Raw genomic sequence first — 14,767 nt, 5'->3', positions numbered from 1 at the left:
GATCGCCGGGCTGGCGGCCGCGGCGCTGCACGGGGCGCCGTGGGTCGACGCCGACATCCCGATCGAGGTGACCGGGGTGAAGAGCCGTCCGCAGCGGGGCCTGATCATCCGTGCCGACGCGGTCGACGACGACGAGATCGTCCGTCGGGCTGGGCTTCCGGTCACGTCGCGGATCAGGACGGCATTCGACCTCGGCCGCCTGTTGCTCCGCGGGGAGGCCTTGGCCCGCTTGGACGCGCTGATGTGGAACCAGCGGTTCTCCATCGACGAGGTCGCCGAACTGGCTGATCGGCGGCCACGCGCACACGGAGTCGGCCAACTTCGCGACCTGCTGCCCCTGGTCGACGGCGGCGCCGCCTCCTTGCAGGAGAGCAGGATCCGACTGTGGTTGCTGGACTGCGGTTTTCCCCGCCCGCAGACGCAGATCCCGATTCTGGAAGGGACGCGGCCGGTCGCGTTCCTGGATATGGGATGGCCGGACTACAAGGTCGCGGTCGAATACGACGGTGATCACCACCGCAAGAACCGCGAGCAGTACGTCAAGGACATCGCGCGTGCGCGGATGCTCGAGGAGCGAGGCTGGATCGTCATCCGGGTGATCGCCGAAGACCGGCCGGCACAGTGGCTCGCGAGGACCGAGTCTGCGCTGGCGAGCCGAGGGTGCCGCGTCACCGCCACCGAGATGCAGAGGTTTGTCAGGACGCTCGCCGCGTAACCCTCACACCCGCCGCGGGGCGGCCAGGCGCTCGCGCCGGAGCTGGTCGACCTCCGGAAGATCCAGCGGCGCAAGAGGTCCCACCACCTTGGCGAGCAGGTGGTCGGCCAGTTGCGGATTCCGGGCCAGGCAGCACCCGTGCAGATAGGTCGCGACGGTGCTGCCCTGCACAGCGCCGTCGATGCCGTCGCCGGCCCGGTTGCCTGCCCCCTTGGTCACCGTCGCCAACGGCCGCGCATCGGAGCCCAGAACCGTTCCGCCGCGGTGGTTCTCGAAACCGGTCAACGGTTCGGTCAGCCCGTCGACCAGCGGGGTCGCGGCCACCTCCCCGATCGTGCGTTCCGGTTGCGGGGACGTCGTCACGTCCAGCACGCCGACCCCGTCCACCCGTTCCCCGGCCGACGTCTCGTACCAGTGGCCCAGCACCTGGATCGCCGCACAGATCGCCAGCACCGGAGCGCCCCGCGAAACCGCCTGCTGCAGACCGGGATAGCGCATCAGATGCTTGGTCGCCAGCCGCTGCGCGTAGTCCTCGGCGCCGCCGAGGGTGTAAAGGTCCAGCTCGGCGGGCACCGGATCGTCGAGGGTGATCTCGACGATCTCGGCGTCGATGCCCCGCAGCCGCAACCGTTGCCGCAGCACCACCGAGTTGCCGCCGTCACCGTAGGTGCCCATCACGTCGGGCAGCACCAGCCCGATCCGCACCGTCGACTCGCTCACTTCGGCAACCGCCTGTTCAGCTGCAGGAACGCCGTGTAATTCGCGAGCACCTCGACGTGCCCGGGCGGACACGACGCGATCGCGGCCAGCGTGTCGTGCACCAGGGTGTGCTCCACACCCGCGTACCCGAGCCGGACCGCGAGATCGGTGCCGCGCTCCCCGGCGGCCACCACCGGCACCGACTCGAAGTGCTCGAAACGCACGTCCCACAGCCACGACAGGTCCTCACCGTCGGGCACCTGACCGTTGACCGCGATCACGACGCCGGCCGCGTCGCGGTCCACCATCGCCAGCGCCTCCTGCCAGCCGGCCGGGTTCTTCGCCAGCAGGATCCGTGCGGTGTGCGCGCCGATCTGCACGGTGCGGTAGCGGCCGGCCACCTCGTCGACGGCGGACACCGCGGCCACCGCGACGGCCGGGTCGGCGCCGAGGGTCACCGCCGCGGCGACGGCCTGGGTGGCGTTGCCCCGGTTCACGGTGCCCGGCAACGTCAGCGACATCGGCAGCGACAACCCGCCGGGTCCGTGGATGTGGGTGTCGTCGAACCACCAGTCCGGGGTGGGCCGTGTGAAATCGGTGCCCGTCGAATACCAGTGCGCGCCGTCGCGGACGATGACCTCCCCGGAGCGCGGGCAGCTGACCGAGTCGCTGGCCCAGCCGCCACCCGCGGCCACCCACACCACGTTCGGGCAGTCGTAGGCCGCCGAGGTCATCAGCACGTCGTCGCAGTTGGCCACCACGACCGCCGACGGATGCCGGGCCAGGCCGGCGCGCAGGGTGCGCTCGATGTGGTTGATCTCACCGACCCGGTCGAGCTGGTCGCGCGACAGGTTGAGCAGCACGATCACCGACGGCGCGACCGCGTCGCTGACGTGGGGGACGTGCATCTCGTCGACCTCGAGCGCGGCCAGCGGCGCCTCCGGGGCGGCGGCCAGCGCGGCGACCAGTCCGGCGTCCATGTTGGCGCCCTCGGCGTTGGTCGCCACCCGCCCGACTGTGGCCAGCGCCGCGGCGGTCATCCGCGTGGTCGTCGACTTGCCGTTGGTGCCGGTGATGACGACCGTGCGCCGGTCCCTGCCCAGCTGGCCGAGGATCGATCTGTCCAGCGTCATCGCGACCAGGCCGCCGATCATCGCGCCGGCGCCCCGACCGGTGACCCGGGACGCCCAGCGCGCGCCCGCTCCGGCGGCGAGCGCGATACGTCCGCGCGGGGTGATGACCATCCCCGGCAGTTTAGAAGAGCGGCCGACACGCGGGGCGATGGAGCAGGCCTTGTCAGAGCTGCGTGTCATTCTCGGAGGGTGAGCTCATCCGCCGGAAGTCGCTGGGGCAGACCCGCCGACGAAGTCGGCGCGGGCTGGGCCGTGGTGGACGTCGAGACCTCGGGTTTCCGGCCGGGTCAGGCGCGCATCGTCAGCGTCGCGGCGCTGGCCCTCAGTGACGACGGAAACGTCGAGAAGAGCCTTTACAGTCTGCTCGATCCCGGGGTGGATCCCGGCCCGACGCACGTGCACGGGCTGACCGCCGAGATGCTGGCCGGCCAGCCGACGTTCGGTGACGTCGTCGGTGACCTGTGTGAGGTGCTGCGCGGTCGCACCCTGGTGGCCCACAACGTCGGTTTCGACTACGCGTTCCTGGCCGCCGAAGCCGAGATGGTGCGCGCCGAGCTGCCGGTGGACACGGTGATGTGCACCGTCGAACTGGCGCGGCGCCTCGACCTGGGCCTGGAGAATCTGCGGCTGGAGACGCTGGCCGCGCACTGGGGTGTGACCCAGATGAAGCCGCACGACGCGCTCGACGACGCGATGGTGCTGGCGCAGATCCTCAAACCGGTGCTGGTGCGTGCCCAGGAGCGCCGCAAGTGGCTGCCGGTGCATCCGGTCACCCGGCGCCGCTGGCCGAACGGTCGCGTCACCCACGACGAGTTCCGGCCGCTCAAGGCGCTGGCCGCGCGGATGCCGTGCCCCTACGCCAACCCCGGCCGCTTCGTGGCCGGGCGGCCGCTGGTGCAGGGCATGCGCGTCGCGCTGGCCGCCGAGGTCGGCCACACCCACGAGGAGCTCGTCGAACGCATCCTGCACGCCGGGCTCGGGTACACCGAGGCCGTCGACGGGCACACCTCGCTGGTGGTCTGCGACGATCCGGCGCCCGGGCAGGGCAGGGGCTACCACGCCGGTGAACTCGGCGTGCCGCTGCTGAGCAGTGCGGCGTTCGTGCAGCACCTGGACTCGGTGATCGGCGGCTCGGCCGTCGAGGAGTTCACCGAGCAGTCGCCGGCCGGCGACCAGTTCACCCTGTTCTGATCCGCCACGCGCGCGGCGACGCACCGTGGCGGCGCCGGAACTGCCGGGTGAAGTAGCCGGCATCGGTCATCCCGACGCGCCTGCCCACCTCCGCGACGGTGAGCTCGGTGCCCAGCAGGAGCGTGCGAGCCTCCGCCATCCGGCGCTCGGTGATCCACTCGCCGACGGTGCGGCCGGTCCGGCAGCGGACCAGCGTCGTGAGATACCCCGGGGTGAGACCGCAGTCCCGGGCCACGTCGCGCAACGACAGCGGTTCTCCCAGCCGGCGTTCGATGACGTCGAACACCTGCGCCAGCACGGGCTCGTTGCTGCGTCGCAGATCGCCGGCCACGTCGTCGGAGATGCGCGCCAAGTCGATCAGCAGCACGGTCAGATGCGCCAGTGCCGCTTGCGCGTAACCGTCCCGGCGCTCGGTCAACTCGGTCTGCAGGGCCGCGAGACCGGCCCGCCAGAAGGAACGCCGGGAAGCGGGGACCTCCAGTCGCAGCACGCCGTCGCGATGCCCGTGCAGAAACGGGAACAGCAGCGGATGCGCTCTCCACGTCGGCCACGGTGAGCGTGCCCCCTCGCCCAGCGCGGACGGGTCGAAGAACACGGCCACCGCACCGTCCCGGTGGCCGGCCCGGTCCGGGTCGACGGGCCGGCCCGCCGCCACCACGTCGACCAGTCCGGTGTCGGGTTGACAGACCAGCACCGGGAATTCGTGGACATGCGGCCTCCGGACCGGCGGCCCGCCGGGACCGAGTGCCAGCACCGACACCGGCGCGCGGAAGCGGTCGCGCGGGTACGCGTACACCGGCAGGCCGTCGTGGCGACCGGCGAAGCCGGCGATCTCGGTCATGACCCGAAGATAGTCCTGGTATAGCCGAAGATCGGTCCACACCCGTTGTCGGCCAACGGCCAGCATGGTTCGCATGACAGAAAAATCATCTCATCGGCTGACGGCGACCTGGGGCAACGACCACGACTACCTGCCCGCCGCCGGTCGCGACATCTTCCTGCCCGCGTACGACGTCCTGGTCCGGGTGCTCGGGGCGCACCCAGCCTATGACGAGCTGATCGCTCAGGCCGAGTTGACAGGAGATCTCGATGTGCTCGAAATCGGGTGTGGCACAGGAAATATCACGCTCCGTGCGGTGCGCGCCGGGGCGTCTGCCCGGATCACCGCCGTCGACCCCGACCCCTTGGCGCTCGCCCGGGCGCGGCGCAAGGTCGGCGAGACGGACCGTGTCCGGTTCGGGGTCGCCTACGCCCAGCAACTTCCGTTCGCCGATGGCTCGTTCGATCGGGTGCTGTCATCGCTGATGCTGCACCACCTGGAAGAGGACGTGAAGGCGGCAGCGCTGGCCGAGGCGTGGCGCGTGCTCAAGCCCGGCGGGCGGCTGCACGTGGTCGATGTCGGCGGTTCGGGCCGGCAGGGCCTGATGTCGCGGCTGACCGGCCACGACCATGTGGCCGCCGGTGCGCGGCTGCCGCAGCTCATCGCGGCCGCCGGGTTCGACACGTCGGTGGTGGCGAGCCGCAGGCTGCGACTGTTCGGGCCGGTGACCTACATCCGGGCGGTCCGGCCGGCAGGGGAGGTCAGACCGCCGACCGGCGGGCAGCCCGGTTGACCGCCGACACCACCGCACGCAGCGACGCCGTGGTGATCGAGGTGGCGATCCCGACTCCCCACACGGTCTTGCCGCCGATCTCGGCTTCCACGTAGGCCGCGGCCTGGGCTTCCTCACCGGCCGACATCGCGTGCTCGGAGTAGTCCAGCACGTTGACACGAATGCCCAACGCACCTAAAGCATCACAGAACGCCGCCAGCGGACCGTTGCCCGCACCGACGATCTCGCGCTCCTCGCCGTCGACCTTGACCACCGCGGTGATGGTGTCCGTGCCCCCGTCGACCTCCGCCGCGTCGACCTTCTGCCGCATCCGCTCCAGCGGGGTGATCGGCGCCAGGTACTCCTCGTAGAACGCGTCCCACATCTCCTTGGGCGACACCTCGCCGCCCTCGCCATCGGTGATCTGCTGGATCGCCTGGCTGAACTCGATCTGCAGGCGCCGCGGCAGCGCCAGACCGTGGTCGGCCTTCATGATGTAGGCGACGCCACCCTTGCCGGACTGCGAGTTCACCCGGATGACGGCCTCGTAGGTGCGGCCGACGTTCTTCGGGTCGATCGGCAGGTACGGAACCTGCCACAGGATGTCATCGACGTCCGAATCCTGTTCGTCGGCCGACACTTTCATCGCGTCCAAGCCCTTGTTGATGGCGTCCTGGTGGCTGCCCGAGAACGCGGTGTACACCAGATCGCCGCCGTAGGGGTGCCGTTCGTGGACCGGCAGCTGGTTGCAGTACTCGACGGTGCGGCGGATCTCGTCGATGTTGGAGAAGTCGATCTGCGGGTCCACGCCGCGGGAGAACAGGTTCATGCCCAGCGTCACCAGGCACACGTTGCCGGTGCGCTCACCGTTGCCGAACAGGCAGCCCTCGATGCGGTCCGCGCCCGCCGCATAGCCCAATTCCGCTGCGGCAACGGCTGTTCCGCGGTCGTTGTGCGGGTGCAGGCTCAGGATGATCGAGTCGCGCGGCGTCAGGTGCCGGTGCATCCACTCGATCGAGTCGGCGTACACGTTCGGGGTGGCCATCTCGACGGTGGCCGGCAGGTTGACGATCAGCGGCCACTCCGGGGTGGGCTTGACCACCTCGGCGACGGCGTTGCACACCTCGACCGCGTACTCCAGCTCGGTGCCCGTGTAGGACTCGGGGGAGTACTCGAAGCGCCACAGCGTGTCCGGATACTTCTGGGCCTCCTCGACGCACATCCGGGCGCCGTCGGTGGCGATCTTGCGCACCGCGTCCCGGTCGGCGCGGAACACCACGCGGCGCTGCAGGATCGACGTCGAGTTGTAGAAGTGCACGATCGCCCGCGGCGCGCCCTCGCAGGCCTTGAACGTGCGCTCGATCAATTCGGGCCGGCACTGGGTCAGCACCTGGATGGTCACGTCGTCGGGGATGGCGCCCTGCTCGATGATCTCGCGGACGAAGTCGAAGTCGGTCTGGCTCGCCGACGGGAAGCCGACCTCGATCTCCTTGTAGCCCATCCGCACCAGCAGGTCGAACATGCGGCGTTTCCGGGCCGGGCTCATCGGGTCGATCAGCGCCTGGTTGCCGTCGCGCAGATCCACCGCGGCCCACATCGGTGCGGTGTCGATGACCTTGTCGGGCCAGGTGCGGTCGGGCAGCCGGATCGGCTCGACCTCGTCGTCGAAGCTGCGGTAGCGGTTGACCGGCATGGCGGAACCACGCTGGGTGTTCCAGGAGGGCTGTCCGGGATGGGGTGCACCCGAGGGGGTGCTGATGGTGCGTACCGAGCTGTAGGCGTCGGGATTGAAGTTCTCGGTCATGTCGGTGCTCCGGAAGGGTCTAGGGGATTTCAGACCGGCGCATCGCGAACACCCGCGACGGGAGGCCGGTCTGGATCAGACCCCGTCGCGGCGTCCGAGAAGGAGCACCCGCTGCACGTCCCCGACTGTACTCGTCCCGCCGAGATCTCCAAAACCGGTGGTCACGGGTTGCAGGGCGGCGCCGTCGTAGAACTGCGCGTCGGCGTAGATCAGCGGCGCCGAGTCGGCCGCGTGCGCGCTGAGCACCTCACCGAAGAACACCGTGTGTGACGACGTCCGCGCCCGCGTGCTGGTCTCGGCTTCCAGGTGCGCGCAGGCCCCGTCGAGCACCGGCATGCCGTGCGGGCCGGTATGCCAGGCCAGGCCCGCGAACTTGTCCTCGGACTTCGTCGCGAACCGGGCCGCGACGTCGACCTGGTCGTGGGCCAGCAGGTTCACCGCGAACCGGGTCGCGCCGAACAACGCGTCGTGGGTGGACGACGATCTCGCCACACAGACCAGGATCACCGCCGGTGAGACCGTGACGCTGGTGAACGCGTTGACCGCGAGCCCGCGGGGGCGGCCGTGCGCCATGGTGGTGACCACGGTGACCCCGGTGGCGAACTTGCGGTGGAACGCCTTGATCTGTTCCTGTGCGGTGTCGGCAGCGGTGTCGGACATCAGGCCTCCCAGAGATTCACGACGCCGAGGCTTGCGAACAGGTCGCGGTGGTCCCAGCTTTCCCACTCCTCGGCGATCCGGTCGCCGCTCAGCCGGGAGAACGTCATACCGGTGATCTCCACCGTCCTGCCGGTGACCGGAAGGTCGTGGAAATCGCCCCGGTGGGTCCCGACGCTGCGCCAGTGCGTGGCCACCAGATCGCCGTCGCAGACGAGGTGCCGGATCGTGGTGTGCAGATCGGGAAACGCCCGGCGGGTCAGCAGGACCGACTCCTTCACCGCGTCCGCCGACGTGCTGGAGTCGCGGCCGTGCCGCACGTAGCCGGCGGCGAGGAGGAGGTCGAGGTCGTCCACCCGGCCGCTGTTCCAGACGCCTTCGATGACCCGGGCCACCACCTCGCCGCCCCGGTTCTGAGCAGGCCTCATCTCGCCTCCTGCCTACCGGCCTTGCCCGACAACGCGATCCGATGGGCGAAGCCGAACTCGAGGGCGGCGTCGGAGCTCAGCACATCGCCGTCGTCGCCGACCAGGCGGCACGCCATCGCCACCGGGGCGTGGCCGGCCGCGCGGACGAGGTCCACCGCCAGTTCCCACACCCGTCGCCGGTGTGCGTAGCCGCCGTCGCTGCAGCGGACGGGGAGCACGTGACCGGGGCGGATCAGATCGCCTGCGACGGTGCCGGGATCGGCGAGCACCCGCATCGTGCGCGCGCGGTCGCCGGCGGAGATACCGGTCCCGATCCCGGTGGCTGCGTCGACGGCGACGGTGAAGCCGTTCTGGTTGTGCTCGGCGGCCAGCACCTGCTGGTCGGGGATGCGGAGCCGGTCCAGCAGCGAGCTCGGCATCGCGGCGTGAATCAGTCCGCTGGAGTGGCGGATCGCGAAGTGCATCGTGGCGGCGGTGACGGCGGCGGCCGGCTGGGCGAGCACGGCGCCTGCCGCGTCGAGCAGGATCACCGGCCGCCCTTCTCGCAGCGCCGCCCCGACGGGGTGGCGCACCCGCTGGGACGGCGTCGGCGGTTCGGGCAGATCAGCGGCGATCGTCATGATCGTCCTCTCGAGCTCGCGGGATCGGGTTCGGCGCTCGGACAGTTCAGGCGGCGACAGGAGCGAATGCAGCGAATGTAGCGCATTACGGTCATGTAAACCCGATCAGGTTTGAAAAACAGTCTTGATCAATGGTGATTCTGCGCATAACGTGACTGCGCACGTCGGCTCAACAGTCGCCGCAGTCGATCTTCGAGGAGACTCATCCGTGACAACCGCGTCCTCCCACGTCCTCAGCACCGCGAACGCCCGGGCCTTCGTGAGCACCGCGCACGGTGGATTCGTCGGGGGACAGCGCGTGGAACCGGCCGACGCGCGGTTGGCGACGGTCGATCCGTCGACGGGAACCGAGATCACCTCGGTCACCGACAGCGACGCCGGACTGGTGGACACCGCTGTGCGGTCGGCCGCCGAGGCGTTCACCGGCGAGTGGGGGACGTTGTTGCCCGGCCGGCGGGAGGCCGCGCTGCACCGGTTCGCCGATCTGATCGAGGCGCACGCAACCGAGCTCGCCGAGTACGACGCGCTGGAGGGCGGAAAGCCGGTTTCCTACGTCGAGGCCGTCGACCTGCCGCTGGCTGTGGAACAGTTCCGCTACTACGCCGGCTGGCCGACCAAGCTGACCGGCGCGGTCGTCCCCGTCGACACGCCGGACAGCCACGTCTACACCCGCAAGGTTCCGCTCGGTGTGGTCGCCGCGATCACGCCGTGGAACTTCCCCTTCTGCCAGGCGGCCATCAAGGTGGCGCCGGCACTGGCGGCGGGTAACACCGTGGTGCTCAAACCGTCCGAGCTGACGTCGCTGTCGTCGCTGCGGCTGGCGGAGCTGGCGATCGAGGCCGGTCTGCCGCCGGGCACCCTCAACGTCGTGACCGGGGCGGGCCCGACCACCGGTCAGGAGCTGATCTCCCACCCGCTGGTCAACAAGATCTCGTTCACCGGCTCGGAGCGCGTGGGCCGGCATCTGGGCGCCGAGGCGGGCCGATCGCTCAAGCACATCTCACTCGAGCTCGGCGGTAAGAACCCGAACATCATCTTCGCCGACGCCGATGTCGCCAAAGCCGCCGCCGCGGCGGCCGTCACGGCTTTCTTCTACTCGGGCCAGGTGTGCTTCAGCGGTTCCCGGCTGATGGTCGAACGCAGCGTGCTCGACGACGTGCTCGGTGTGGTCGCCGACCACGCCCGGTCGCTGGTCCTCGGACCCGCGCTGAACCGCGACGTCACGATGGGGCCGCTGGTGTCGGCCGCACACCGCGACAAGGTGGAGCGTTACCTCGACGCTGTGGACGGGACGACCGGCCGAGTCGAGTTCGGCGGTTCGCGGCCGCAGGGAGACGGGTTCTTCCTCGAACCCACCGCCGTCGTCGACCCTGCCGACGGCGATCGCGTGGTGGCAGAAGAGATCTTCGGGCCGGTGCTGGTGATCCAGCCGTTCGACTCGCTCGAGGAACTGGTCCCGCGGGCCAACGCGGGCAAGTACGGCCTGACCGCCGGCGTCTGGACCAACGACGCGCGCAAGGCGCACTCCGTCGCGCAACGGCTGCAGGCCGGGCTGGTGTGGGTCAACACCTACGCCGACTACAACGCCGCCGCCCCGTTCGGCGGGGTCAAGGGATCCGGCATCGGCCGCGACTGCGGGCCCGAGGGTCTGGAGAAGTACCTCGACACTCAGACGGTCTGGATGTCGCTGTCTTGAACGTCACCGCCGTGATCGTCCCCGACATCTGTCCGGCGGGGCCGGATGGCCTTGTAGAACAGGGTCAGGTACATCCAGGACTGGACCGTGCCCACCCCCTCGATCGGCCGGATCTCGTTGTCCAGCACGGCGAGCAGGGATTCTCCGGTCTCGGTCACGACCTCGGCGAGGATGTCGAACCGGCCCGCGGTGATCGCCACGTAGGACACCGCGGTCAACCGGGTCAGCGCCTCGGCAACGTCCTCGGCCCGGCCCTGCTCACCGAGCGTGATGCCCACCCAGCTGGTGAAGCGGAAGCCCAGGCGGAGCGGGTTGACGATGCACATCACCCGCACCGCACCGGATTCCAGCAGTTTGGCGTACCGCAGCCGGACGGTGGTTTCCGAAACACCCAGGGTGGACGCGAAATCCCGGAACGGGGCGCGACCGTCGGCCGCCAGGCGGGCCACGATCGCCCGGTCGGTCGCGTCGAGCGGATTGGGCCGCACGCCACCGCCGTTGGCGCGCCCGGCGAACCGGGCCTGCTGGTAGTGCAGGCGCAGGTAGGGCAGGATCTCCACCGACCGGACCCCGGCCACCGAGCCGATGGCGCCGAATGCGGTGTCGTAGAGCTCCTGCTTGTCGGTGCAGACCACTTCGGCCTGGATCGCGAACGGCCCCGAAGTCACCGTCACATAGTCGATCTCAGGCACCGAGACCAGCTCGGTGGCGATGTCGACCGGCGGGCGGGTGCCGTCCACGGCGATCAAAACCAGTGCCATGCAATTGAATCCGAGAGAGCTCGGATCCGTCACCGCCGCGATGGTGATGAACCGCGCGTCGAGCAGTCGCGACACCCGGCGGCGGACCGTCTTCTCGGTCACCCGCATCCGGCGCGCCAGTTCGGTGTAGGGCATCCGGCCGTCGAGTTGAAGAAGGTCGATCAACTCGAGATCGGTGGCGTCCAGATCCGTCGCCTGCGTATCGGACTGCAGCGTCTGGGCGATCTCGCGACTGAACCGGTCGGCGTCGCGGCGAACCTCGGTCAACGGGCCGGCCTTCGCGACATGCCGCAAACCCTACAAGACGGCCCAAGCCGCCACGGTCACAACCAGAACCACCCCCTCGACGACGAAGGAGAGACCTCGCGATGCGCGTAGGCCTGCTGCAAGAAGGCGATCTGACCGGCACCACGGCGTTCGATCGCTACCACCAGCTCATCGACGAGGTGACGCTCGCCGACGAACTCGGATTCTCCACCTGGGGGACCTCCGAACAGCACTTCAGCCCGCCGAGCTTCTCCATCGCCGCGCCCGAGGTGCTGTACTCGGCGATCGCCATGCGCACCAGCAGGATCAAACTGCGCACCATGGCGTCGGTGATGCTCAAGTGGAACCACCCGATCCTGGTCGCCGAGCGGCTGGCCACCCTCGACATCGTCTCGCGCGGCCGCGCCGAGGTGTGCACGGCGCGGTCGAACAACCTCACCACCCTCGGGGCCTTCGGGGTGAACCCGGCCGAGACCCGGGATCAGTGGGAGGACGGCATGGATGTGCTGATGAAGGCGATGACCGCCGACAAGCTCGAACACGACGGCCCGATCTGGAAGATCCCGTCGGTCGAGGTGGTGCCCAAGCCGTACACCCAGCCGCACCCCGCCGTGTCGGTGGCCGCCTCCAGCGCCCAGACGCACACCAACGCCGGGAACCGGGGCATCGGCGCCATCACGTTCGACAACTACTTCGGCTTCGATTACCTGCAGGAATGCCTGGACGCGTATCGCACCGCGTTCGACACCGCGGACCATTCGGCGGTGGCGGCGCCCAACGACTACCGCGGTCTGTACGTGGCGACCGCCTACTGCGCCGAGACCCGCGAGGAGGCCCGCGCGACCGCCCGCGAGGTCGCGATGGAGTACTTCAAGTTCATCCTGAACCTCTACATCCCGCTGTCGAAGAACCCCGGATACACCTACCTGGACACCCTGGAGGCGCTGATCGAGCACCAGGACGACCTGGACTGGCTGTGCAACTACACGCCGTCGGTCATGATCGGCACCCCGGAGGATTTCATCGAGCGGATCCGGCGCGTCGAGGAGATGGGTGTCGACGAGGTGCTGCTGCGAATCGACGGCGTCGGGCACGAGAACATCAAGCGGTCCCTCGAACTGATCGGCCACGAAGTCATCCCCGCCGTCGACCCCTCAGCCAAGCGCTGACCGGGCCCGTCAGAGAAAGCCGACCACCCATGTCCGAGCAACTACCCGCTGAGCTGGTCAGCCGCTGCCAGGCGATCGCCGACGACTCCGCGAACCAGGGTGAACCCCTGACCAGGATCGACTATCTGTGGTTCGCCGTCGTCACCGTCGCGGTGCCGGCGCTGTTGCTGCTGCTGGGGGTGATGCTGTGAAACTGGGCAGCCTTCAGATCGCGGAGGAGAACGGCTGGCCGCTGATGCGGGGCGAGCGGGGCTTCGGGAAGATCGCCATCTTCCTGGCCGCGTTCTCAGCGGCGATGGCCACCTGGTGTTTCACCATCGGCGGCTTCGTCTCCTACTACCTCGACGCGACGATGGGCACGGTGGCCATCCTGGCCGGCTCGCTTCTGGGCATCCTGCTCGTCACGCTGGCCACGCTGCCGATGTGCTCGAAGTACGGCATCGACTCGGTGGTGGCCAGCCGCGCGCAGTTCGGCCACCGCGGCTCCTACGTGTCGATGCTGCTGGTGTACTGCTCGGCGATGGGCTGGACGGTCATCCTGTTCATCTACAAGGGCCGCGCCATCGCCGAACTGCTGGTGTCCTTCGGCCTGATGGACCGCAGGTACCACGGCGTGTGCGTGGCCGTGGTCGGCGTGCTCGCCGTGTTCCTGGTGCTGGCCCTGATCCGCAGAGGCCCGGAGTACATCCGCAGCCGGGGACCGGTGATCGCGGTGATGGTCGCGGTGATGAGCCTGGTGGTGCTGCTCCTGCTGGTGCAGCGCGTCGGCGTCCAGGGCGTGATCGACGCGCTGCCGGTCGCCGCGTACGACAGTGCGGCGGGCAACTGGACCAGCGCGATGGAGGTGCTGATCGCCAGCAACCTGTCCTGGTGGGCCTACATCGGCGCGATCGTGCGCACCAACCCGAGCGCCAGGAGCTCGTTGTGGCCGGTGGTGATCGGCTTCGGCCTCGGCGTCGGGCTCGGTTCGCTGACGGGCCTGTACACCGGGCTGGTGGTCACCGACTCCGGCGGCGATCCGACCTCGTTCCTGCTGAGCCAGGGCGGAGTGGTCATCGGTGGGCTGATGCTGCTGTTCCTTCTGGTGGCCAACGTCGGTACCGCGATGATGGGCATCTACGCCTCCAGCGTGGCCGTCCGCCAGATCCCGGGCGCCAACAGGCTGTCCTGGCAGATGACCATCCTGCTGGTGTCGGCGCCGGTGATGCTCGTCGTCGCGTTCTTCGCGCAGTCGGCCGATTCGTTCTTCTCGGTGTTCGTGGCCTTCCTCGGGGTGGCGTTCGCCCCGATGTGCGGTATCCAGATCGCCGACTGGTACCTGCTGCGCAAGCAGCGTTACGACGTGCTGTCGCTGTACCTGAAGGACAACACCTCGAAGTACCACTACCTGGCCGGGTTCAACCCGGTCGGCTTCGTGGCCTTCGGCGCCGGGATCGTCACCTACATCTACCTGCTCGACCCGGTCACCTACGTCTACCGCACCCCGTTCGAGTACCTGACCGCGACGTTCCCGGCCGCCGCGGTGGCAGCCGCCGTCTACGTCGCCGGTGTGCTGGCGTTCCTGCGGCCGCGCGGCGCCGGTGGCTACGGCGACCCTGCCGCGGTGCCCGACGGCAGGCCACTGGCCGCCCCGACCATCTCCGACTGACCCTCACCAGAAAGGCATCTGATGCACGACGTCATCGTCCTCTACAACCGCCCGGCCGACCCGGCCGCCTTCGACGCGCACTACCGCGGCACCCACGTGCCGCTGGTGGACGCGCTGCCGAACCTGCGGGAGTTCGCCTGGGGCAAGGTGGTCGGAGACACCGACTCTGACGAGGGTTACTACCTGGTGGCGCGGATGAGCTACCACGACGCCGCCGAGGCCGCCGCGTCGATGGATTCGGACGCCGGGAAAGCAGCTGTCGCCGACCTGGCCGACGCCAAACAGTTCGCCGACGCGATCCACGCCGTCTACCCGGACAAGATGCTGGCCTACAACCTGTCGCCGTCGTTCAACTGGGACACCACCGGGATGACCGACGAGGAGATG

Annotated in this window: 16 protein-coding genes; 8 read left to right on the top strand and 8 right to left on the bottom strand. The window is 69.3% G+C overall.

What is annotated here, in order from left to right; all coding sequences use genetic code 11:
• Positions 1-715: endonuclease domain-containing protein (locus ASJ79_RS05280; RefSeq protein WP_067953686.1), on the top strand; the 715-nt coding region annotated here is incomplete at its 5' end.
• Between the two features lie 3 nt (positions 716-718).
• On the opposite strand, the gene ASJ79_RS05275 is transcribed toward ASJ79_RS05280, so the two are convergent.
• Positions 719-1,435, bottom strand: a complete 717-nt coding sequence (locus ASJ79_RS05275) for a type 1 glutamine amidotransferase (protein WP_067953685.1) — start codon at positions 1,433-1,435, stop codon at positions 719-721.
• Complete coding sequence (locus tag ASJ79_RS05270; RefSeq protein WP_067953684.1) at positions 1,432-2,658, bottom strand: MurT ligase domain-containing protein; 1,227 nt, start codon at positions 2,656-2,658, stop codon at positions 1,432-1,434. The genes ASJ79_RS05275 and ASJ79_RS05270 overlap by 4 nt, the downstream gene beginning before the upstream one ends.
• A gap of 78 nt (positions 2,659-2,736) precedes the next feature.
• Here ASJ79_RS05270 and ASJ79_RS05265 point away from each other — a divergent pair, with 78 nt between their 5' ends.
• On the top strand, positions 2,737-3,738 hold the full coding sequence (locus ASJ79_RS05265; RefSeq protein ID WP_067953683.1) for a DEDDh family exonuclease: 1,002 nt from the start codon (positions 2,737-2,739) through the stop codon (positions 3,736-3,738).
• On the opposite strand, the gene ASJ79_RS05260 is transcribed toward ASJ79_RS05265, so the two are convergent.
• Entirely contained in the window at positions 3,725-4,579 is an 855-nt protein-coding gene (locus ASJ79_RS05260; protein WP_067953682.1) for an AraC family transcriptional regulator, read from the bottom strand. The genes ASJ79_RS05265 and ASJ79_RS05260 overlap by 14 nt on opposite strands.
• Before the next feature lie 73 nt (positions 4,580-4,652).
• On the opposite strand from ASJ79_RS05260, the gene ASJ79_RS05255 reads away from it, so the two are divergent.
• On the top strand, positions 4,653-5,351 hold the full coding sequence (locus ASJ79_RS05255; RefSeq protein WP_067953689.1) for a class I SAM-dependent methyltransferase: 699 nt from the start codon (positions 4,653-4,655) through the stop codon (positions 5,349-5,351).
• On the opposite strand, the gene leuA is transcribed toward ASJ79_RS05255, so the two are convergent.
• The 4 genes from leuA to ASJ79_RS05235 all read right to left on the bottom strand — a co-directional run bounded on the left by leuA (position 5,320) and on the right by ASJ79_RS05235 (position 8,839).
• Positions 5,320-7,134 carry a 2-isopropylmalate synthase gene (gene leuA / locus ASJ79_RS05250; RefSeq protein WP_067953681.1) on the bottom strand — a complete coding sequence of 605 codons (1,815 nt, stop codon included), beginning with the start codon at positions 7,132-7,134 and terminating at the stop codon, positions 5,320-5,322. The two genes, ASJ79_RS05255 and leuA, sit on opposite strands and share 32 nt — an antisense overlap.
• Positions 7,135-7,209: 75 nt before the next feature.
• A complete protein-coding gene (locus ASJ79_RS05245; protein WP_082753672.1) occupies positions 7,210-7,794 on the bottom strand; it encodes a flavin reductase family protein in 585 nt (194 codons plus the stop codon).
• A complete protein-coding gene (locus ASJ79_RS05240; protein ID WP_067953680.1) occupies positions 7,794-8,219 on the bottom strand; it encodes an ester cyclase in 426 nt (141 codons plus the stop codon). Before ASJ79_RS05240 ends, ASJ79_RS05245 begins: the two co-directional genes overlap by 1 nt.
• Entirely contained in the window at positions 8,216-8,839 is a 624-nt protein-coding gene (locus ASJ79_RS05235) for a 3,4-dihydroxy-2-butanone-4-phosphate synthase (RefSeq protein ID WP_067953679.1), read from the bottom strand. Before ASJ79_RS05235 ends, ASJ79_RS05240 begins: the two co-directional genes overlap by 4 nt.
• Positions 8,840-9,047: 208 nt before the next feature.
• Here ASJ79_RS05235 and ASJ79_RS05230 point away from each other — a divergent pair, with 208 nt between their 5' ends.
• Complete coding sequence (locus ASJ79_RS05230; protein WP_231750731.1) at positions 9,048-10,535, top strand: aldehyde dehydrogenase; 1,488 nt, start codon at positions 9,048-9,050, stop codon at positions 10,533-10,535.
• On the opposite strand, the gene ASJ79_RS05225 is transcribed toward ASJ79_RS05230, so the two are convergent.
• Positions 10,508-11,563, bottom strand: coding sequence for an Lrp/AsnC family transcriptional regulator (locus ASJ79_RS05225; RefSeq protein ID WP_082753674.1), 1,056 nt, complete (start codon positions 11,561-11,563; stop codon positions 10,508-10,510). The genes ASJ79_RS05230 and ASJ79_RS05225 overlap by 28 nt on opposite strands.
• 101 nt (positions 11,564-11,664) lie before the next feature.
• Here ASJ79_RS05225 and ASJ79_RS05220 point away from each other — a divergent pair, with 101 nt between their 5' ends.
• The 4 genes from ASJ79_RS05220 to ASJ79_RS34715 form a co-directional block, all read left to right on the top strand.
• Positions 11,665-12,732 (top strand): LLM class flavin-dependent oxidoreductase, encoded by a 1,068-nt coding sequence (locus ASJ79_RS05220; RefSeq protein WP_067953678.1) that lies wholly within the window; start codon positions 11,665-11,667, stop codon positions 12,730-12,732.
• Positions 12,733-12,761: 29 nt separating this feature from the next.
• Positions 12,762-12,923: a hypothetical protein gene (locus ASJ79_RS31995; protein ID WP_156448284.1), complete on the top strand. Its 162-nt coding sequence runs from the start codon at positions 12,762-12,764 to the stop codon at positions 12,921-12,923.
• Positions 12,920-14,380 (top strand): cytosine permease, encoded by a 1,461-nt coding sequence (locus ASJ79_RS05215; RefSeq protein WP_067953677.1) that lies wholly within the window; start codon positions 12,920-12,922, stop codon positions 14,378-14,380. The genes ASJ79_RS31995 and ASJ79_RS05215 overlap by 4 nt, the downstream gene beginning before the upstream one ends.
• Positions 14,381-14,401: 21 nt before the next feature.
• The coding region (locus ASJ79_RS34715; protein WP_197420080.1) for an EthD family reductase at positions 14,402-14,767 on the top strand (366 nt) is incomplete at its 3' end.

This window comes from Mycobacterium sp. NAZ190054 (assembly GCF_001545925.1).
Lineage (GTDB): Bacteria > Actinomycetota > Actinomycetes > Mycobacteriales > Mycobacteriaceae > Mycobacterium.
This window is presented reverse-complemented; position numbering and strand designations above follow the sequence as displayed.